General features: G+C 69.6%; 19 protein-coding genes and 4 pseudogenes. 16 read left to right on the forward strand and 7 right to left on the reverse strand.

Translation table 11 applies throughout. The features are described from left to right. Positions 1-17 precede the first annotated feature (17 nt). A complete protein-coding gene (locus ACIRB7_RS30280; protein WP_403605078.1) occupies positions 18-1,199 on the forward strand; it encodes a serine hydrolase domain-containing protein in 1,182 nt (393 codons plus the stop codon). Here ACIRB7_RS30280 and ACIRB7_RS30285 read toward each other — a convergent pair. Then, positions 1,196-1,795 carry a TetR/AcrR family transcriptional regulator gene (locus ACIRB7_RS30285; protein WP_403604867.1) on the reverse strand — a complete coding sequence of 200 codons (600 nt, stop codon included), beginning with the start codon at positions 1,793-1,795 and terminating at the stop codon, positions 1,196-1,198. The genes ACIRB7_RS30280 and ACIRB7_RS30285 overlap by 4 nt on opposite strands. A gap of 118 nt (positions 1,796-1,913) precedes the next feature. On the opposite strand from ACIRB7_RS30285, the gene ACIRB7_RS30290 reads away from it, so the two are divergent. The 3 genes and pseudogenes from ACIRB7_RS30290 to ACIRB7_RS30300 form a co-directional block, all read left to right on the forward strand. Beyond that, positions 1,914-2,528, forward strand: coding sequence for an NAD(P)H-dependent oxidoreductase (locus tag ACIRB7_RS30290; RefSeq protein ID WP_403604870.1), 615 nt, complete (start codon positions 1,914-1,916; stop codon positions 2,526-2,528). Next, complete coding sequence (locus ACIRB7_RS30295) at positions 2,525-3,628, forward strand: NAD(P)H-dependent flavin oxidoreductase (protein WP_403604873.1); 1,104 nt, start codon at positions 2,525-2,527, stop codon at positions 3,626-3,628. Before ACIRB7_RS30290 ends, ACIRB7_RS30295 begins: the two co-directional genes overlap by 4 nt. Positions 3,629-3,747: 119 nt before the next feature. Next, positions 3,748-3,906: pseudogene (locus tag ACIRB7_RS30300) on the forward strand (SMI1/KNR4 family protein); the annotation flags it as partial. Between the two features lie 104 nt (positions 3,907-4,010). Here ACIRB7_RS30300 and ACIRB7_RS30305 read toward each other — a convergent pair. Next, on the reverse strand, positions 4,011-4,463 hold the full coding sequence (locus ACIRB7_RS30305) for a hypothetical protein (protein WP_403604876.1): 453 nt from the start codon (positions 4,461-4,463) through the stop codon (positions 4,011-4,013). A 213-nt stretch (positions 4,464-4,676) separates the two neighbouring features. On the opposite strand from ACIRB7_RS30305, the pseudogene ACIRB7_RS30310 reads away from it, so the two are divergent. Beyond that, positions 4,677-5,153, forward strand: a pseudogene (locus ACIRB7_RS30310) (ATP-binding protein); the annotation flags it as partial. Positions 5,154-5,516: 363 nt separating this feature from the next. Here ACIRB7_RS30310 and ACIRB7_RS30315 read toward each other — a convergent pair. From ACIRB7_RS30315 to ACIRB7_RS30325, 3 genes are all read right to left on the reverse strand, one after another. Continuing rightward, a complete protein-coding gene (locus ACIRB7_RS30315) occupies positions 5,517-5,858 on the reverse strand; it encodes a hypothetical protein (protein ID WP_403604879.1) in 342 nt (113 codons plus the stop codon). A 398-nt stretch (positions 5,859-6,256) separates the two neighbouring features. Beyond that, entirely contained in the window at positions 6,257-6,805 is a 549-nt protein-coding gene (locus ACIRB7_RS30320; protein WP_403604882.1) for a putative immunity protein, read from the reverse strand. Positions 6,806-6,941: 136 nt separating this feature from the next. Continuing rightward, the gene (locus ACIRB7_RS30325; RefSeq protein WP_403604885.1) at positions 6,942-7,586 is read right to left on the reverse strand and encodes a TetR/AcrR family transcriptional regulator; all 645 of its coding nucleotides are present in this window, start codon (positions 7,584-7,586) and stop codon (positions 6,942-6,944) included. Between the two features lie 52 nt (positions 7,587-7,638). Here ACIRB7_RS30325 and ACIRB7_RS30330 point away from each other — a divergent pair, with 52 nt between their 5' ends. Next, positions 7,639-8,625 (forward strand): GNAT family N-acetyltransferase, encoded by a 987-nt coding sequence (locus tag ACIRB7_RS30330; RefSeq protein ID WP_403604888.1) that lies wholly within the window; start codon positions 7,639-7,641, stop codon positions 8,623-8,625. 699 nt (positions 8,626-9,324) lie between these two features. Here the strand turns inward: ACIRB7_RS30330 and ACIRB7_RS30335 are convergent. Continuing rightward, the gene (locus ACIRB7_RS30335) at positions 9,325-9,900 is read right to left on the reverse strand and encodes a class I SAM-dependent methyltransferase (protein ID WP_403604891.1); all 576 of its coding nucleotides are present in this window, start codon (positions 9,898-9,900) and stop codon (positions 9,325-9,327) included. Between the two features lie 108 nt (positions 9,901-10,008). On the opposite strand from ACIRB7_RS30335, the gene ACIRB7_RS30340 reads away from it, so the two are divergent. Both ACIRB7_RS30340 and ACIRB7_RS30345 read left to right on the forward strand, forming a co-directional pair. After that, positions 10,009-10,671 carry a TetR/AcrR family transcriptional regulator gene (locus tag ACIRB7_RS30340; RefSeq protein WP_403604894.1) on the forward strand — a complete coding sequence of 221 codons (663 nt, stop codon included), beginning with the start codon at positions 10,009-10,011 and terminating at the stop codon, positions 10,669-10,671. Positions 10,672-11,590: 919 nt separating this feature from the next. Further along, entirely contained in the window at positions 11,591-12,037 is a 447-nt protein-coding gene (locus tag ACIRB7_RS30345; protein WP_403604897.1) for a hypothetical protein, read from the forward strand. A 47-nt stretch (positions 12,038-12,084) separates the two neighbouring features. Here the strand turns inward: ACIRB7_RS30345 and ACIRB7_RS30350 are convergent, their stop codons facing one another. Beyond that, complete coding sequence (locus ACIRB7_RS30350) at positions 12,085-12,639, reverse strand: YdeI family protein (protein ID WP_403604899.1); 555 nt, start codon at positions 12,637-12,639, stop codon at positions 12,085-12,087. 107 nt (positions 12,640-12,746) lie between these two features. Between ACIRB7_RS30350 and ACIRB7_RS30355 the strand changes: the two genes are divergently transcribed. The 8 genes and pseudogenes from ACIRB7_RS30355 to ACIRB7_RS30390 all read left to right on the forward strand — a co-directional run bounded on the left by ACIRB7_RS30355 (position 12,747) and on the right by ACIRB7_RS30390 (position 19,411). Next, positions 12,747-13,319: a VOC family protein gene (locus ACIRB7_RS30355; RefSeq protein ID WP_403604901.1), complete on the forward strand. Its 573-nt coding sequence runs from the start codon at positions 12,747-12,749 to the stop codon at positions 13,317-13,319. Beyond that, a complete protein-coding gene (locus ACIRB7_RS30360; protein WP_403604903.1) occupies positions 13,306-14,157 on the forward strand; it encodes a MerR family transcriptional regulator in 852 nt (283 codons plus the stop codon). Before ACIRB7_RS30355 ends, ACIRB7_RS30360 begins: the two co-directional genes overlap by 14 nt. 634 nt (positions 14,158-14,791) lie before the next feature. Beyond that, positions 14,792-15,109, forward strand: a pseudogene (locus ACIRB7_RS30365) (DUF6415 family natural product biosynthesis protein); the annotation flags it as partial. 225 nt (positions 15,110-15,334) lie between these two features. Beyond that, entirely contained in the window at positions 15,335-15,727 is a 393-nt protein-coding gene (locus tag ACIRB7_RS30370) for a hypothetical protein (protein ID WP_327159530.1), read from the forward strand. Positions 15,728-16,189: 462 nt separating this feature from the next. Continuing rightward, positions 16,190-16,570, forward strand: a pseudogene (locus ACIRB7_RS30375) (DUF1254 domain-containing protein); the annotation flags it as partial. A 440-nt stretch (positions 16,571-17,010) separates the two neighbouring features. Further along, positions 17,011-17,415, forward strand: coding sequence for a DUF1214 domain-containing protein (locus tag ACIRB7_RS30380; protein WP_403605080.1), 405 nt, complete (start codon positions 17,011-17,013; stop codon positions 17,413-17,415). Between the two features lie 12 nt (positions 17,416-17,427). After that, positions 17,428-18,786, forward strand: a complete 1,359-nt coding sequence (locus tag ACIRB7_RS30385) for a DUF1254 domain-containing protein (RefSeq protein WP_403604907.1) — start codon at positions 17,428-17,430, stop codon at positions 18,784-18,786. 7 nt (positions 18,787-18,793) lie between these two features. Continuing rightward, positions 18,794-19,411 carry a GAP family protein gene (locus ACIRB7_RS30390; protein WP_403604910.1) on the forward strand — a complete coding sequence of 206 codons (618 nt, stop codon included), beginning with the start codon at positions 18,794-18,796 and terminating at the stop codon, positions 19,409-19,411. The last annotated feature ends 360 nt before the right edge of the window (positions 19,412-19,771 follow it).

The raw sequence follows: 19,771 nt of genomic DNA on the forward strand, positions 1-19,771 counted from the left end.
GCTTCGATCCCGCGGAGCTGAAGACCGCCCTGGACGATGTCCACGGTGCGGGGATCCCCGGGGTGTACGCCGAGGTGCGCGACGCCGGCCGAATATGGCGTGGGGCCTCCGGGGTCGCCGATGTCAGCACCGGACGTCCCGTCAGGCCCGACATGCGGCAGCGCGTCGGCAGCATCACCAAGACCTTCACCGCCGCCGCGATCATGCAGCAGGTCGAGCAGGGCCGGATCGGACTCGATGCGCCGATCGGCGACTATCTGCCGCAGCTGGTACCGGGAGAACGTGGCAGGAAGATCACGGTCCGCATGCTGCTCAACAACACCAGCGGTTTCCCCGACTACATCCGCTATGCCTTTCCTTCTCTGCAGAACATGTCGTCCAAGAGCCTGGACGAGAACCGGTTCAGGCAGTTCCGCCCGGCCGAGCTGATCGAGATGGGCGTCAACGCGCCTCCCGCCGCCGAGCCCGGAGCCACCCCGGGGGTGTACTCCAACACCAACTACCTGCTCCTCGGCCAGCTGCTGGAGAAGGTGACCGGTATCCCCGCCGAGGAGTACATCACCCGCAACGTCATCGAACGCGCGGGCCTCCGGCACACGGGCTTTCCGGCCGGGCCCCGCATCGCGGGGCCGCACTCGCGGATGTACGAGGCCTTGTGGGGCCTGCTCGACCCGCCGCGGGACTACAGCGTCTACAACATGTCCTGGACGGGGACGGGTGCCGCTCTGGTTTCGACTATGGAGGATCTCAACCGTTTCTACCGCAAGTTGCTCGACGGCAAGATCGTCAACCGATCGTCGCTGGCGGAGATGCAGCGCACCGTCCCGGTCATCGCACTGGACGGAACGACGATCCAGTACGGCCTCGGTCTACACAAGGTCGAAAACGGGGGCTGCGGCACCTTCTGGGGCCACGACGGAACGGTCTGGGGGGCCGGAACGGTGTCCCTTACCTCGGCCGACGGCACACGCCAGATGTCCGTCGCGGTCAACCTTCAGAGGTGGAACGAGATGGACTCCTCGGTTACGCCGCAGCACCACCCCATCGACGACGCGCTCAAGGCGCTGTACCAGCAAGCGATGTGCGGCAGCGGCGCCCAGACCGAGAACACCCCGTACGGACATCCGGCACCAACCGCTCGGCAAGACTCGTCATGCCCAGCACGACGAACTCAACCGCCAAAAGAAGCGACTTCTTAGCCTGCGGCTCCGAGCAGCAGCAGTGTGTGCGGCCACAGGTCGTCGAGGACAGTGGGGTCGTTCTTGAGCTTGGCGAACATGACCAGTCCTTCGAGGTGGGCGACCACGGCTCGCGCGGTGGCCGCTGTGGCTCGCTCGCGGGGGACGGTTCCCTCGTCGGCAGCGTCGTTGAGGGTGGCGGCGACGAGTGCGATCTGTTCGTCGAAGATCTCTTCCAGGCGGGTCTGCACGGCGGGCTCCTGGGTGGCCAGCTCCAGTGCGAGGTTGCCGAGGAGGCAGCCGTCGACCGTCCCCGAGGTCTCCTTCATCCGGCGCTGGAGCTGCGCCATGGTGTCCAGGAGTCCCTTCAGGCGGTCGAGGGCGGGGCCGGTGGCGGCCAGCTCGGTGGTCCAGCATCTGCGTTCGGCGTTCCAGTAGGCGTTGACGGCCTCGACCGTCAGCGCCTGTTTGGATTCGAAGAAGTGGTAGAAGCTGCCCTTCTTCACCTCTGCCTTGGCGCAGATTTCGGCAACGCCGAGGTTGCTGTAGCCGCGGCTCTGCATCAGTTCACCGGTGGCGTCGATGAGGCGTTCGCGTGCCGTGCTGGTGCGTCCCATGAGGCTGAGTATACGTCCGGTCAACTATCCGACTGGCGAGCTAGTAAATAGTTGACCGGTCGTCTAGTGTCGGGGTTGTTGCTCCGCGTATCGCTTCACAGAGAACGAAGGGACATCCATGTCCGCGCCACTCTCCGTCGTTATTGCTCACCACAGCGGCTACGGCCACACAAAGCGCCAGGCCGCCGCCGTCGCGGCCGGCGTCGCTTCGGTCCCGGGCGTGCGCGCCGACCTGCGGGACGTCGCCACTCTGGACGACAGCCTCTGGGCGGCTCTCGAGGAGGCTGACGCGATCATCTTCGGCTCGCCCACCTATATGGGGTCCACCTCTGCTGTCTTCCAGCGGTTCGCCGAGGCCAGCAGCAAGGTATGGGCCGAGCAGGGCTGGCAGGGCAAGCTCGCCGCCGGTTTCACCAACTCCGCCGGCATCAACGGCAACAAGGACAACGTGCTGCTGTCCTTGGCCGTCCTCGCCGCGCAGCACGGCATGACCTGGGTCTCGCTCGGCCTGCTCCCCGGCTGGGCCTACACCTCTATCGGCAGCCCGGACGACCTCAACCGCCTCGGCGGTTTCGTCGGCGCCATGGCCCAGTCCTCCTCCGACCTCGGACCCGACCAAGCCCCCACCGACTCGGACCTACGCACCGCCCATCACCTCGGCGCCCGCGTCGCCCGCACCGCCCTGCAGTTCGCCCACGGCCGCGAGGCCGCCGCTCTGGTGGTGACCGCATGAGCGGCCCGGGCCGGCTCGGCGATCTGCTGGGCATCGAGCACCCCATCGTCCAGGGCCCCTTCGGCGGCGGACTTTCCTCCGTCGCCCTCACCGCCGCGGTCAGTGAGGGCGGCGGCCTCGGATCCTACGGCGCGCACATTCTCACCCCCACCGCGATCACCGAGCTCGTCACCACCCTGAAAGCCGCCACGAGTCGGCCGTTCGCCGTGAACCTCTGGGTGCCACTGGAGGGCGAGCGCTCCGCACTGCCGGACAACGCCGTACTCTCCGCTCACGTCGAGCGGCTCCGTCCCTACTACAACGAACTCGGCGCCGCGGCCCCCGCCTACGAGGGAGTCGAAGCCCTGCCTGACTTCGACGACCAGATCGACGCACTCCTCGCCGCCGCGCCGCCCGTCATCAGCTTCGTCATGGGCATCCCACCTCGCCGCGTCGTCGACGAGGCGCGCCGTAAAGGCATCGTCCTGATCGGCACGGCGACGACAGTGGAGGAAGCCGTCGCCCTCGACGACGCGGGCCTCGACGCCATCGTGGCCTCGGGCAGTGACGCGGGCGGGCACCGCGGGGCGTTCCTCGCACCCGTACGGGAGTCGCTGGTCGGCACCTTCTCGCTGGTGCCGCAGATCGCTGACGCCGTGACCGCGCCCGTCATCGCCGCTGGTGGTATTGCCGACAGCCGTGGCATCCGGGCCGCCCTCACCCTCGGCGCCGACGCCGTGCAGATCGGCACCGCGTTCCTCGCCACCCGGGAATCCGGCGCGAGCGACGCCCACAAGCGTCAGCTCGGGACCCCAGCGGCCCGTACGACCGTCCTCACCCGGCTCTTCTCCGGCCGCACCGCCCGCGGCATACCCAACCGGTTCGTCCGCGACATGGCGGCGTACGAGGACGCCGTGCCTCCCTATCCCATCCAGAACGCCCTGATGCAGCCCATCCGCCGGGCCGCCGCCGCCCAGGGAAGGCCGGAGTACGTGAATCTGTGGGCCGGACAGGCGGCAGCGCTGGCTGGCGATGACCTGGGTGCAAGGGAGTACCTGGCCCACTTGGTCAAGGAGCTCCCAAGTCAGGGCGTCCCCCTCGGATCACCTCGAGCCCGTTGAGGAAGCCCGCGTAGTGGAGTGCGGCCACGTGCCGCCGTGATCGAGTGCCGGCGCCCTGCACGGGCACTCGATCACGACGTCGGCGCCAGGCGACCGGTTCGACCGGCTTACCGCACCGCGGCTTTTGGGGCCCCAACGTCTCCTCCGCCACCGAATTCCTCGACTGGTACGAACGCTGGCTCAACCACATGAGCACCGGCCGTGACAACCGGGCCCTGGAACTCACCTCAACGCGGCTTCGTGCCCATCCAAACCGCCATCGCATGGCGCCGAAGATCCGACTCTCCGTAACAACTACACGGAATGTGAGCCAGAACGGAGAACGGGAGGCATCAGGTGGTCCGGCCTCCTTGTGGTCACCGCGCTCCGTCCGTGCCCCCAGTCACGGGCCTTCCGCCAACCGTTGGATCGTCCTCCAGCGCGGGGCGTCGTCATCAGGGACATCCGGAGACGCGAAGTGGAAGGGCACGCGAAGGTAGCCGGCCAGCGCCCGGCCGGCCTCGGCGGCGGCAGCACCAGGAGGAGGGCCGTCGGATCGGTGGTAGACGGTCGCCAGGTGGCCCTCCCCGTCCGGGGCGATCAGGAGCACGAACCAGTCGCGCACTGTATCGCCGTCCCAGAGCGCCTCCACCGCTGCCACACGGCCCGGGAGAGTGGCGGCGCGGGCTGCGAGCGAGGGAAGGTCCAGCGGATCAGGCGGCGTGCGCTGCACGCGGTCGCCCAGGGCCTCGTATCGCGCGTGGACCACCCGCTCGGCTTCGTGCAGGCCCAGCCCCAACGGGCGCAGCGCCTCCCAGACGGACCTGCCCGCCGACAGCCGGCTGTCACGCAGCACGTCGGCATCGACCTCTCGGCAGGTCCGTTCCTCCAGGTAGGCCCCTCAGCCGCTCACTGGGCCACCAGCCGGGATCTCGGAGTGCGCGTCATAGGTTCACACGTACGTCAGGGCTCGGTGCCCGCCCCGGCCTCCCCCTGGTGGTGCTGCTGAATCTCGTGAACATTCCGCCCCGTCTCGTGGGCTTCCCGCCTCCCAAACACCGAAGCACGCAAACTCTCCTCCCGGCTGCGATTTGACTGCCTGCCAGAACCATGGGCCCTCAACGACTTCGACTTCGCCGCCCAGCCAGGCGTCGACGAGAAACTCATCCGCGACCTGGCCACCCTGAGGTTCCTCGACAATGCCTCCAACGTCCTGCTGGTCGGTCCGCCCGGCGTCGGCAAGACGATGCTGGCCGTCGCACTCGCCCGCTCCGCGGTCGATGCCGGCCACCGCGTCTACTTCACCACTGCCGCCGAACTCGCCGCCGAGTGCCACAAGGCCGCACTCGAAGGCCGCTGGTCGAGCATCATGAGGTTCTTCGCCGGACCCCGCCTGCTCGTGATCGACGAACTCGGATACCTCCCGCTGCCGGGCGACGGCGCCTCGGCCCTCTTCCAGGTGATCAACCAGAGGTATCTGAAGTCGAGCACGATCCTCACGACCAATGTCGGTGTTGCAGATTGGGCAGGCGCCTTCGGCGACGCGACCGTCGCCGAAGGCGCCTGCCCCATCTGCTGGACCCAGTTCCAGGTCACTCCCCAGGCAACCCGCCACACCTACTGCACCCCCCGCTGCAAAGCCGAAGCGGCCAGGCGGCGACGCCGTGAACGCGACGAAGCCATCAATACAGCGGAAACCGCGGTGGTCACGCGGCAGTCACCTGCGCCCACACCCCTGGCGCCCACAGCTATCCGCAACTGCCCGCACTGCGACAAACCCCGTCACCATCGTCGCGCTTCTCGCCACCCCCGAGGCCGCGCGGCCCACCATCCCCGCAGCAAGTCCCGACGTCTTCCCCATGCGTCTCAGCTGAGCGGACGCACGTCACTGACCTTGTCGGCCCCAGGGTCAGTCGGCGTCTTCGAACGAGGCCCCGATGTTGTTCCACATGAAGGCGTCCTGCCAGTCCGGACGCCCCTTGGCCCAGCCGCTCAGCGCGACGATCACCTTCTCCTGGGAGATCGTCCGGGTCTGGTAGTGCTCTGCCGCCGTCCCGTCACGGAACTCCAGCTGATAGGTGTTGTCATCCCTCAGCCACACCTGCACATACCAATCACCGGCCGCCTCATCGCCGACTCGCTCGACGATCACGAAGGCGTTGCCCCGCCCGAGGTTCGCCACCATCCGGCTCAAGGCCGTGGGCCCCGGACTCCTCACCTGACGACCGTGCTCGTCTCTCGCTTGCAGCATGGCCCGATCATGCCCCACAGCTCTGACACCAGTCGAAGAAACGCACGTCACGCCGGCTCTCCGCTCCCCACGTTCCCCAGTTGGTTCACTCCGTGAACCAACTGGGGCGAAGAGTAGCTCTGAGGAAGATTCGGGATCGGCATCGCCGCAGGGTGGGGAGCGTGAACTACCGGCTCACCGTGGCCACCACGACCCTGCCCCTGCTGACCCGCGACAGGTGCGGTCGCGCTCGGCCAACGCCAGACGCCGCTGCCGGCCGATGGGAGCGGGGTGGCGGCGGGCCGGTAGACCAACTTCGCGGTGCCAGCCGTCACGCCGCCCCAGGTGTGTATCGCGGTGGTGAAGCCGTAGGCGGGTACCCACATCACGGGGCGGATCAGGGCGCCGTGCGCTGAAAGTCACTCAGCGATGGTGAGTGAACGAAGGTCGGCGTCCAGCATGCGGATCAACTCGCCAACCCGTCCGCCGCCACGCGGCGCCGCCGGGAAGCGTTTGAGCACGTCGATGACGACTGGTGTCGCACGACGCGCCGTCTGCTCGATGCTTTCGGCGCCAACGCTCCGGTCCTCGCCGGCGACGAGTTCGGCTGCTCTGGCCGCGTAGGCGCCGGCTCCGAGGATGTGCTTGACCTGGGTGGCCTTGGCCAATGGATGCAGGTAGGCGGCGCCGGCCGCGGACATCGCAGCCCACGCTGCCTCTCGGGCAGCGGCAGTGTCCGCGTCCTTGGCCGCTTTGAGGGCGGCGGATGCTGTGTCGCGCAGAGACTTCCCGCGTTCGCCGCCCCGAGCGAACTCCCACGCGGCACAGACAGCGTCTCGAGGCCGGGAGTCGTCCGGCTGATCGGCCTCGAACACCTCAAGCGCCGCCTCAGCACAGGCCGCAGCGAACGCGGCGATCTCACGAAGGTCCTGCTTGGTCAGAACGATCTCGCTTCGGTCCTCTGTCATGGGTTCCGTCTTCATCGACTGCGCTGGACCGCAAGGTAGGGGCGGCTCCGGCGGCATTTCACCAGCGAATTCAAGGTGGCAAAGGCTCGGTGATCACCAACCGGACAGACACATCCGATCAACTGACCGTCCCACGTCAGGGCCGTTCAAAGGCATCCGGGGCGGCTCGGCTGCCGTCGCTGTCGACCCGTGGCCGTGCGATCGCAGTGAGGAAGTCGTCGAGCATGGCGATTTGTACGTCTTCAGGGAATCGGCCGGGGTCGAAGAGGGTCTGCACGACGAGGCCGTGTGTGAAGGCGACGGCGCCTGCCGACAGTTGTTCCGGATCGGCGGCTGCGGGCAGCTGGCCGAGGTCGCGCGCGACCTCGAAGTGGGGGCTGATGGCCGAGCGGAGGCGGGTGTATCGGTCGGCCTGTTGCCTGGCCAGTTCATCGTTGGCGAGGGAGAGGTCCCAGGAACTGACCCAGATGCGGTTTCGGGCGGTGTCGTCCGAGGTCAGCGGCAGAATGTCCAGGAGGGCGGCGCGTACGGTGGCGAGGCCGGGTCCGGGACGTGCGCGGCGGGGCCTCTGTGCGGTGCGGTGCTCCAGCAGGTCCAAGGCATGTTGGATCAGGGCTCGTTTCGTCGGGAAGTAGTGCATGAGCATTCCGGTCGAGACGTCCATGGTGGCGGCGACCGCACGCAGGGTCAGGCCACCGAATCCCTTGTCGGCCATGACGCGCCAGACGGCCTCGGAAACGTCCTGGCGGCGGGCTTCTCGGTCTCCGGGTGCGGGTGGCATGCTGCTAGCTTACGTACCGAACGCTTGTTACGCACCCGAGAGTGAGGCTTCCATGTTCACCATGCCGCTCGGCGACCGGGCCCATCTCCGCTCGCTCGAGCCCTGGCAGGCCGAGGAGTTCCTCGCTCATATGGACCGCGCGCGGGACACCGTGGATCCGTGGATACCCTGGGCGTCGTTGAGTACCGACGGTGACTCGGCTACGGCCACCCTCCAGCGCTATGCCGACCGTGCGGCCCTGGACACCGGCCGGATCTACGGGATCTGGCTCGACAGCACACTGGTCGGCGGGGTGATGTTCACCCGCTTCGACAGTGCCTCCGGGGTCTGCGAGCTCGGCTGCTGGCTGGAACGGGCGGCGGAGGGGCGGGGTCTGGTCACCCGGGCCTGCCGGGCGTTGATCGACTGGGCCTTCCGTACACGCGGGATGAGCCGCGTCGAATGGTGGGTCGCGGCGGGCAACACCCGCAGCATCGATGTCGCACAGCGGTTGGGTATGGCCCGTGAAGGAGTGCTGCGGCGGCGCTCTGCCCACCGCGGTGTGCGGCACGACAGCGAAGTCTGGTCGGTCCTTTCCGAGGAATGGCCCTGCCCCGGTGAGGCGTCCGAAGCGCCCGAGGCCGGTGTCAAGGCCGAGCTCGATCGGCTGATGGCAGTGTTCGCCGGCGCGTTTACCAACACCGGCGGCAACCGCCCTGATCTCGACGTCATCCGCGACGTCTTCATCCCCCAAGGCAGGATCATCTCGAACGTCGGCGACAAGCCCGTGATCTACGACCTCGACGCCTTCATCGAGCCCCGGCGGAAGATGCTCACGGACGGGACGCTGACGGAGTTCTCCGAATGGGAGGTATCCGAAAGTACCGAGATCCTCGGATCGATTGCGCACCGGTTCAGCCGATACCGCAAGTCCGGCATCCACCATGGTGAGGCGTTCCAGGGCTCCGGCCACAAGACCACCCAGTTCCTTCGAACTCCGGCAGGATGGCGTATCGCCTCGCTGGCCTGGGACGACGTGGCGGCAACCACTACGGCATGACTACACGGTCACGTGCGCGTGCGCTCCCCGGCCAGCGGCGCCGGTGAGCGCACCGGCAGCCCGCCAGTCGGTGAGCGCGCTCACCGACTGCGTGCGTGACGGCCGCGGACACATGGTGGTCGGATATCAAAGGACTGGTGGAGGAGGCCGGACGGCTGATTCGGGATCAGGCGTGGGCCGTGACACCCGCTGACCGTACCGTCGCGGCAAAGGCCGCCGCCGATCTGCACGGTGTCGGTGGCCCCCCGCAGTCCCGGCAGACGCTCCCAGGAGTTGACCGATTGGAACACTTGCGGGGAAGCATTCGCTGCTGTCGCCATCGCCCACGTCCACGGATGCCTGGCCTGGTTCCTCGGGGCAGCTGTCACCGTCCTCACGCCAATCCTGCACTGGCGCGCCATGCCCGCCGCAGACGGCCCCGCCCTCGGCGCCGTTCCGTCGGCCCTCCAGCAGTACACGGCAGCGAAGCCGCGATCCGCCGGCTCCAAGCCGCCCTCACCCGCGTCGCCGCAGCCTGACAACAGACGGCACGGCCAGAAGCTCGTTGGGGAACCGGTCATCCATGCCCGCCGACGCGGCCCCCCCCGCCTCGGACGGTGTTGCTATGTTTCCGCTGGTCACAGGTGTAATCCGCCATGATCGGAGTCACGCTGCTTCTTTTGCAGCCCCAACTCATACAGCGGCGCGGCCAGCCCCAACTCATGCGGCGGCGCGGCGCAGTGTGAACCAGAAAGTCGGGACCGGGTTCGTGCCCGGCGTCACGTCGACCAGCTGCCATCCAGCGAACCTGGTGTTGAGTTCGTCCGCAGTGACGCCGGACCACGAGTCGTCAAACGCCCCGGGCCCGTATCCGAACATCAGCAATCGTGCACCGGGGGCGGCGCGCTTGGTGACGCCGGCGGTGTAGGCGTCGCGGCGGTGCGGTGGAATCCCGCAGTAGCAGCTCAGGTCGAAGAACAGGTCGTACGGCCCGGGCACGCCCACCTCGTCGAGCCGGGTGGCGTCCGCGCACAGCACCGTGACGTCCGCTCCGGCCGCGGCCGCCTTCTCCCTCGCCTGCCGGACCGCGCGGTCGACCAGGTCGACGGCGGTCACCTGCCAGCCGTGCTGGGCCAGGTACACCGCGTTGGTCCCGGTGCCACAGCCGAGTTCGAGCACCCGGCCCGCCGTCATCGCGCCGGGCCCCTCTACCAGGGCCACGAGCTCGGGCGGCGTGACACCGCTGTCCCACGGCGGCTTACCGTCTCGGTAGAAGTCTTCCAACACGCCGCGCACAGAGGCCTCTTGGTCGAGTTCTGCAGCAGTCCGAGTCTCACTCATCGTTACCCCTCCAAGAAATTAGAGTCCATCTCTAATGTCTGACTCTAGAGATAGACTCTCGGCATGGATGTGGTCAAGGGATCCGACGGACAGAACGTCAAGCGCCCCGACAAGAGGGCTGAGCGCTCGCGGCGTACCCGCGAGAAGATCGTTGCGGCGGCGCGGGAGCTGTTCGTCGCGCAGGGGTACGGTGCGACAAGCCTTCAGGAGGTTGCGGATCGCGCGGGCGTGGCAGTCCAGACCGTGTACTTCGTGTTCCGTAACAAGCGCGCGCTGTTCAAGGACGTCGTCGACACATCGATCGCGGGCGACGCCGAGCCGGTCGCCACGATGGACCGAGACTGGTTCCGCGCGGCGTGCGCCGAACCCACTGCGGCCGGGCAGCTGCGCATCCACGTGCGGGGCGTACGCGACATCCTCGGCCGGGTCGCCCCGATCATGCCGCTGATCGCGGCTGCGGCGGCCACGGACCCGGAGATCGCCGCGCAGTGGCCCGTCGGCCCTGACCCGCGCTATACCGTCCAGCACGCCGCAGCGAAGGCCTTGACCTCCAAGCCCGACGCGCGCCCCGACGTCGATACCGCCCGCGCCGCCGACCTGCTGTACGGGCTGCTCAGTCCGGAGCTATACCTGATCTTTGTCCGCGACCGGGGCTGGTCCCCCGACGCCTGGGAAGAGTGGGCATGTGCGGCCCTGAGCGCCCACCTCTGCACAGACCACGAGTAGGCCACCGGGACTATGCTTCCGTTCCTTCCGGGAGGTCGAACGCTCCGGGCTCGGCGCGGGTCGGGTCCGAAGAACCGGTGCCCGGGGCGCCTGGCCCGTCCTGGTGGTCTGAAGCAGGCGTGGGGTCCGTGGGACGTCATAGCCGGGAGAGCGGTCCGCCGGAGTTGTGGTGGTGGAAAGCGCGCAGGTTCGCCCATGACTGGGCGTATCCGACGATGTTCACGTACTACTCGGTGGTCTACGTGACGTCCGCCGCGACGGCGACGAGGCCGTCTGGGGCGGCTGGCGCGGGGCGGCCGGACCGCCCCGCCCGAGCTGCGTTTCGACACCGCCGCCTACGAAGTCGAGGTCCTACGGCCCGGACGATGACGCGTGGTGCTGGCCGGCCCGCGGCACCGCCCGGCGGATCACGGCGGCCCTGCGGGAGCGGCCGGAGCTGACGGCCCGCTGGGGCATCCGGCGGATGCGGCCACCGGATGGCGCGACCCGGACACCGTCAGCGTGACCTTCCTCCGCACGCCCGTCCCGGCGCCGCCGGGACCGGGAGAGGGGGACGGCCCCGGCCAAGTCTTCGAGTGGCGGCTGCCCGATGACGGCCGCCCGGCCGAGCACAGGCCGCGGCGGCGGTGGAGGCTGGTGAGCACCGACCCCACGACGTATGCCACGCTGACGGGCGGGGGCCGGGAGCTGGCCGAGTCGCTCGGCTACGCCTGGCAGCGGCGGAACTAGTCATCACGCATCTGGCGCCGGCGCCCCGGCGCCTACGTCTTCCCGCGCACCGATCTTGGGCCAACCGCTGCGTCCGCACACCGCAGTTGGGCCAAGGGCGGCTGGTCGGGGCGTAAGTCCCCGGGCTGTAGCCTGCGAGCGGTCGTCGCTGCGACCCTTCCCTTGCCGTATCCGATCCATGGGGGTCACCATGTCCACACCGCCGTCCTACCAGCAGCCCTACGGACAGCCCCAACAGCCGGCGCCCGGGGCCCCGAACCGGCCGCGGCAAGGGAACGTGCTCCAGCTGCTCCTCACTATGGTCATCTTCCTGGCGATAGTCGGTGGTGGCGGCTACTGGGTGTACGACTACAACACCAACCCCAACGGCGGTCAGGCGAAGAAGGAAGCCGAGGCTGTCGCCCAGCACAAGGAAGACAAGACTCACGAGCCGCAGGTCGGGGACTGCGTCAAGGTGCAGGACCCGCAGGGCAAGCCGGTGCCGACGATCGTCGACTGCGGTTCGGCGGAGGCAGAGTACAAGACCGGCGAGATCCTGCCCGGCGAGGGCATGTCGTGCGGGCCGAAGTTCGATTACGGCATCCAGCACACGGCGTCCCGCGGGTTCGACTACACCATGTGCTTCACCAAGCTCTGACCCACCGGTCCGGGTTCCGGACGTCGCCCGCGCTCAGACCGCAGGGGTCACGGGTGCAGCTTCTCCCCCTTGGCCAGCATCACCACGTACTTCTCGATCCGGCGCGCCCGGGTCTCGGCCCGCTTGGCGTTCTGGATCCGGTAGAGGACGGCGTAACGGTTCTGGCGGTCGAGCGTCTCGAAGAAAGCCGCGGCGGCAGGTTCGGCCGCGAGGGCCGACGCGAGATCGTCCGGCACCGTGGCGGCCCTCGCGCCGTCGTACGCCGCCTCCCAGCGGCCGTCCGCCTTCGCGCGGTCGATCTCGGCCTGCCCGGGCGGACGCATCCGGCCCTGCTCGATCAAGGCAGTCGCCTTGTCGCGGTTGATCTTGGACCACTTGCTGGTGCGCTTGCGAGGGGTGAACCGCTGGAGCCACCACTCCTCGTCGAACTTCGCCTTCTGCCCGTCGATCCAGCCGTAGCAGAGCGCCACGTCGAGCGCCTGGGCGTAGTCCAGGGCGACGACTCCGGGCACCTTCTTGCGGATCTTGAGCCAGATGCCCGGCCGGAGGGAGTGGTGCTCGGCGAGCCACGCCGCGAACGCCTCGGCCGAATCGAACGCCATGGTCTCCAGCTCCTGAGTCACCCCGGCAGCCAACCACACCGACGGGGACGAGGCCGGTCATTCCCGGACTTGACCCTCACGCAACGTGAGGCTGAAAGGTGAAGGACATGACCGACCAGAACACCAACACCAACGGCAACCCCTACGACGCCTTCGAGGTCAGCCCCGTACCCGCCCCCGGCCCCGACGCCGTGCCGCCGGAGCCCTTCCACGGCATCTACGGCATGCCGGCCTTCGTCACCGTCCCCACCACCGACCTGGCCGCCTCCCTGGACTTCTGGACCCGTGGCCTCGGCTTCTTCGAGCTGTTCTCGGTCCCCGGCACCCTGGTGCACCTGCGTCGCTGGGCATTCCAGGACGTCCTGCTCGTCGCGGCGGACTCGGCCCCCGTCGAGGCCCCGGCGATGAGCGTCAGTTTCGCGTGCGTACTCGGCCAGATCGACGGGATCGTCGACGCCTGCCGGGCGGTCCGCCCCGACTCCGTCTCGGCCGACAGCCCCCGGGACACCCCCTGGAACACCCGCGACGTCGAGGTGAGCACCCCGGAGAAGGCCCGGGTCGTCCTCACGGCGGCGAAGCCGTACGACCCCGCCAGCCAGGAGGCGCGAAACCTCGCCGAGATCGGCATCACCGGCCCGACCACTCACCCCGACGAGAATGAGGAACATGCCCGACACTGACACAGGCACAGGCACAGGCACAGGCACAGGCGCCGGCCCCGAAGTGACGGACACCGAAGGCCTCACCGTCGGCCAGGTCTCCGCGAGCCTCGGCGTCACCGTCCGCGCGCTGCACCACTGGGACGAGATCGGCCTGGCCCGGCCCTCGCTGCGTACGGGCGCCGGGTACCGGCTCTACACCGCCGCCGATCTCGAACGCCTGCACCGCGTCGTCGTCTACCGCGAGATCGGCCTCGGCCTGGACCGGATCCAGGCCGTCCTGGACGGTGCCGGCACCGATGTCCCCGCCGCGCTGCGCACCCAGCGCGCCCAGGTCACGGAACGCGTCGAGCGGCTCCAGCGGCTCGACGCCGGCCTGGACCGGATGATCGAGGCGCACGAGCGCGGTCTGCTGCTGACCGTCGAACAGCAGGCCGCGATCTTCGGCCCGGACTGGGACCCGGAGGGGCCGGTGAAGGCCCGGCAGCGGTATGGGGACACCCTGCAGTGGCGCCAGTACGCCGAGCGTTCGGCGGCCCGCGCGCCCGAGGAGTGGCAGGCGGTCCACGACGCGGTAGCCGCCCTGGACGGCGAGCTCGCGTCCGCGCTGGACGCGGGCGTCACACCGGGCAGCCCGGAGGCGAACGCCCTCGTCGACCGCCACCGCGCCGTCTTCGCCGCGTACTTCCCCCTGACGAGGGAGATGCAGGTCTGCCTGGCCCGCACGTACGCGTCGGATCCGGGCTTCGCCGCGCACTACGACGGCGTCCGCCCGGGTCTCGCGGCGTGGTTCCGCACGGTTGTGGACGCGAGCGCCCGCGCCCACGGCATCGACCCGGACGCGGCCACCTGGCGGTAGGCGGCACGGCCCCGGGATCCGGGAAGGCCGGGGGTGTGGATCACGGTGCCGGGGGCATGCGGGTGGTGAGCGCGTGGGACCGCTCTGGATATGCAGGGCCTGCCGTACTCCCCCTTCCGGCGGGCCCTTGGGTGGATGAACGGCCCGCACCGGGTGACGGTGCGGGCCGTTCGGCGCGCGGGCCCGTGGTGCCCGGGTGGAAGAGGACCGTGTGCCGGGCGGCGCCGGATCGTGGAGCGGTCGGCCCCGCCCGCCGCCATGGCGTTACTGGAGGCGGAGGGACAGGGCAAGGCGGTGCGGCGCGTGCCCGCACGGTGAGGTGCCCTGGGGCCGCACTGTCGCGGACGGCAGGGGTGTGCTCGGTGGCTGTTCCCGAAGCAGAGGGGGGCGGCGGTCCCGGGCGGGGGGCGGGGCTGGACTGGAGTTTCGACCCCTCCAGCACGGGCCCGGCCCTCGGCCCTGGTCCCGGCGTGGCCGAGCCGTCCGCGCGCGATCCGCGCGCCCTGACCGCCGCTGAGCGTTCCGCTGCCGGTGACTGGACCGCTGAACCGCCCTCTCGGCCGGCCGTACGGGTCCGTCCGGCGCCGTCTCGGCGGCGGCCCGGCCGCCCCCGGCACGCACACGACGCTCTTGGCAGGCCGTCCTCGCGTGGACCGGCGAGGACACGCTCACCGCCCGCGACGTGGAGCAGATTGCCCTGCAGCTGACCGGCCACGTCCGCGCGGTGGCCTCCGACGTCCGCCGCCGCGCCGACCAGCTGCCCGAGGGCAGCGGGCCCAGGGCGCTCGTCGACGTCGTCCTGCGTGAGGCGGAAGGCCGGCTGTCCGCGACGCTGGAGGGCGCCGTGCGCTGCGTCCAGAACCGCGCCTGCCTCGTTCGCGCTCTCTACGAACGGCTGGACCGCCTGGAGGCCGCGCTCGCCCCGGAGAGGGTTGGACCGAGCGGGGGCTGAACCGTGGGCTGGACGGTTGCTTCCAGCTACTTCGTCAGCGTGTCGAGTGCCTTCCTCGCCTCACCCAACAAGTCGCTGACCTGGCGCAGAGCATCTTCCTGGGCGTCGGCGGGCTTGCTGACCGTTCCAGCGGAGGAGGTCTGGCCCGGCTCCCGCCTCGGATACCGTGTTGCTCTACGGGGTGCCATAACGGATGTGACGCCCCCCGCCGGAGGTAGTCAGCGTATGAGTTCAAAGCGCAGCAAGAATCCAGCCCTGCCCGTACTTGACGACGCATTCCGACTCGAGTCGGTCAAGGACGCCGAAGAGTCCACCCGTGACTTGGCCGCGCGGCTGGCCACCACCGAGCTGCGTCGCGTTTCCCACCCGGGCCGGGTCACCTGGGAACCCACCGATCAGGCCGAGCCCGTACCGGTCCCGCCGACTGTGGTCGACGGTGACGGGGACCTGTGGCTGCGGGACCGGGGCACTGGCACCTGGACCATGCCCGAGTTCAACCCGAAGGAGTTTCCGGCCCGCTGTGGCGAGGTTCTGACGTGGAACGAGCTTGCCTGCGAGTTCGGCCCGCTGACCGCACTGGCCGACGACCGCCGCATCGGCGGCGGCCGGCGTCGCTGACCGCGCAGCCTTCTGGGATGGCCGCGTCCCTGAAGCGCCCGTTACGGGTAGCTGGGAGCTCCAGCTCACCGCCGGGCTCGACGATGTCGGCGAGCAGGTGAGCGTGGTGGTGGCGTGTGACGGCCTCGAGCAGCGTGGTGCGGGCCTGGCGCCACCCGATGTCCTCGGTGCTGCCGGCGTCGGTGGACCAGCCGGGTAGCGGTCGGCCTTCAGTTGCCATGGCGAGCGCGCGGCCCAGCTCGCCGATCGACTGCTGCCAGTCGGCCAACTGCCCGAGCAGGCCGCGCACCAGCTCGTCGACGGCGGCCGCCGGGCCGGCGCCGAAGGCCCGCGCTTCGGCGGCGGCCTCGGCGAGGACGTCTTCGTCCAGGTGCCGTGCTGGAGCTGACCGACGAGGAGGCGCGGAGGACCGCGGCCGAGGGCTGGATCTGGGGGTACGCGCTCCTGCAGAACTACCGGACGATGTACCCCCAGGCCATCAACCCGGCGGATCCCCGGTATGTGGGGGGCTTCGGTCGATTCCGGCACTACTCGCAGCCGTTAACCCCGGCCAACACGGACGTGGTGACCCCGAACAACGACACCCCCTACTCGTGGGCCTGGCTCGATCTGCGGGCCGAGCCCTACGTGATCTCGGTGCCGGCCGTGGACCGGTACTACGTCCTGCCGCTGCACGACCTGGACACCTCCTATGTCGGCTACATCGGCTCCCGGACGACCGGCCCGGCGGCGGGTGACTACCTGGTCGCCGGGCCCGGCTGGGACGGCACCGTTCCCGCGGGGATCGGGGGCGTGCTGCGCGCCGACACGTTCCTGGTCGGCGTCCTGGGCCGCACCTATCTGGCCGGCCCCGAGGACGTACCGGCGCTGCGGGCGATCCAGGAGCAGTACGTGCTGCGCCCGCTGTCGGAGTTTGCCGACACGGCCACACCGCACCCGGTCGACGAGCCCGTGAGGCCGGTCTGGCGGGAGGAGGACCTTGGCACCGTCGAGTTCTTCACCCTTCTCGACTTCCTGCTCCAGTTCTTCCCCGCCCTCGGCGGCGAGCGGGAACTGCGGGACCGGCTCGCCGCGCTCGGTGTCACCGGCAGCGGCGAGTTTGAGCCCGCCGCCCTGAGCCCGAGATCCGTGCCGCGGTCGAGCAGGGCATCGCGGACGCCCGCGCCCGCCTGGAGGAGGCGAAGAAGGACGCCGTCGACTCCACTCACTGGTTCGGCACCCGCGCCGAGCACGGTACCGACTACCTCACCCGGGCGGTCGGTGTCGACAAGGGTCTCTACGGCCTGCCGGCGGCCGAGGCGTGGTACGCCGGCTGGGCCCAGGACGACCAGGGCCACCGGCCGCCGAACGCCTCGACACACGACCACGTCATCCACTTCGCCCCGGGCGCGCTGCCGTCGGCCCGCTACTTCTGGTCGGTCACGATGTACCGGCTGCCCGAGCGGCTGCTCGTCGCCAACGAGATCGACCGCTATTCGATCGGCGACCGCACCCCTGGACTGGTCCACGACGACGACGGCGGCCTCACCCTCTATGTACGCAAACACCGCCCGGCCGACCCGAAACACGCGGCGAACTGGCTGCCCGCGCCCGACGGGCCCTTCACCATCGCCATCCGCGTGTACGGCCCCGAGACCTCGGTCCTCGACGGCTCCTGGACCCTGCCCGCCCTGAGCGTCGACGCCTGACAGGAGCCAGCCATGACCAGCAAGACCAGCGCCGCCAGCCTCACCGATTTGGCCGCCGACGCGTACGTCTACGGCTACCCCCTCGTCTTCGACGTGTCGATGATCTCCGCGTTCATGCAGAAGGGCTTCGGCTCGCTGGCGCCCACCCCCTTCAACCAGTTCGGGCACTCCACCAAACTGGCCACCCCTGACGCCCACTTCGTGTCCGTGAACAACGACACCGTCTACTCCATCGCCCAGGTAGACCTCTCCGGCGGCCCCATCCTGCTCCACGTCCCGGACACCGCCGGCGCGTACTACGTCCTGCAGTTCGTGGACGTATGGAGCAACAACTTCGCCTACCTGGGAAAACGCGCCACCGGCACGGAAGAAGGCGACTGGCTCATCGTCCCGCCCGGCTGGTCCGGCAGCGCACCCGACAAGGTGCGCGGGGTGATCGAGGCACCGACCACAGTGCTCTCCATCGTGGGCCGCAACGCATGCGACGGCCCCGACGACATGCCACGCGTTCATGCTCTGCAGCAGCGGCTCACACTCACCCCGCTCGACACAGCCACCCACCGCACGGGCCTGCCCGCACCGGATCCCGACGTGCCCGAGGAACTGCGCTTCTACGAGCAGCTGCGCCTCTGGATGGCGACCTTCCCGCCCGCCGGCCCCGACCAGGACTACCAGGAACGCTTCCAATCCCTGGGGCTCCTCGAAGAAGGCCCCACGCCGTACGTGAACGCCGACCCGGCCCTCGTCAAAGCCCTCACCGAGGGGCTGGCGGCCGGTAGGGCGAGGGTCGAAGCCGCGTCGAATCCCCCTGACGACGACGGACGCCCGCCGGGCGCCTGGGAGGCCAACCCGCATCTGTTCGACTACAACCTCGACCACCTCGGCATCGGGACGATCGACGCGCCGCAGTGGAAGATCACCGACCGGGAGGCGTCCTACCTCGTACGGGCCGCCGCGGCACGGGCCGCGCTGTGGGGCAACCACGGCTACGAGGCGGTGTACGCGCATACCTTCACCGACTCCGACGGCGAACAGCTGAACGGATCCCGTTCCTACACCCTGCGCTTCGAGCAGCCGCCGCCCGTGGAGTCGTTCTGGTCGGTGACCATGTACGACACCCCTGAGTACTACCTCGTCGCCAACCCCGCGGGCCGTTACTCACTCGGCGACCGCACCCCCGGCCTGGCGTACGACGAGGACGGCTCGCTGACCGTCGTCATCCAACGGGAACGGCCCGACAGCCCGGCCGAGGCGGCGAACTGGCTGCCCGCCCCGGAAGGCGACTTCCGGCCCATGATCCGCCTCTACACGCCCAGGCAGTCCGTCCTCGATGGCACCTACCAGCTGCCGCCCATCGTGGCGAAGGGCTGAGGCCACCGTGGGAGACGCCGTCGGGCAGATGCTCGCCTCCGCGGTCGGCATCGCCACCAGCCCCCTGCCGCTCATCGCCGTGATCCTCATGCTGGCCACCCCCAAGGGCCGGGGCAACGGCGTCGCCTTCACAGCGGGCTGGCTGGTCTCGCTCGCCGTGCTCGTCACGGTCGTCGTTCTCGCCGGATCGGGCGGTGACGCCTCCGGCGCCGACGACGAGGGCCCGGCCTCGTGGCCCCTGTGGTTGAAGCTGGGGCTCGGCGTCCTGTTCCTGCTCATGGGCGTCAAGCAGTGGAAGGACCGACCGCGGGAGGGACGCGCGGCCGAGCCACCGGGCTGGATGAAAGCGATCGACACCTTCACCCCGGGCAAGTCGGCCGGACTCGCCGCCGCGCTCGCCGTCGCCAACCCCAAGAACCTTGTCCTGGCGGTCGGTGGCGCCGTCTCCATCGCCGCGAGTACGGCCTCGACAGGCGGGAAGACGGCCGCCGCCGTCCTGATGGTGCTGATCGCGTCCCTGTGCACCCTGCTGCCGCTCGGCGTCTACCTCCTCGGCGGCCGAAAGTCGGCGAAGGTACTCGGCGAGTGGAAGGCATGGATGGCCGCCACAACGCGGCCATCATGACCACAGTCCTGATCGTCCTCGGCGCCAAGTACATCGGCGACGCGATCAGTGGGCTGGCGAGCTGAGTCCGTGAGGGCTGTGCGTGAGGGGCGACGAGCCCGCCCCCGCGCCCGCCGGGCTACTGGAGCTCCATCTCGGCCGGCGGCACCTTCTCGGTGTCGGTCCGGCCGATCCCGGCATCACGCCCGTTCAGTCTGACCGACCGTACGAGGGCGGGGAACGGAGGCGCGGGGCTTGGCCGTGGCACCGACGGCCGGCCTCCCGCGGGAGTGACGTACACCGACCCCCAAGGGGCGTCACCTGCACCCTGACCACCGCCTCCGACCCGCGGCAGCCCGGACCGCAGGTACGTAGCGTCGA

Origin of the sequence: Streptomyces sp. NPDC093795 (assembly GCF_044764665.1) — a bacterium.
Classification (GTDB): Bacteria; Actinomycetota; Actinomycetes; order Streptomycetales; family Streptomycetaceae; genus Streptomyces.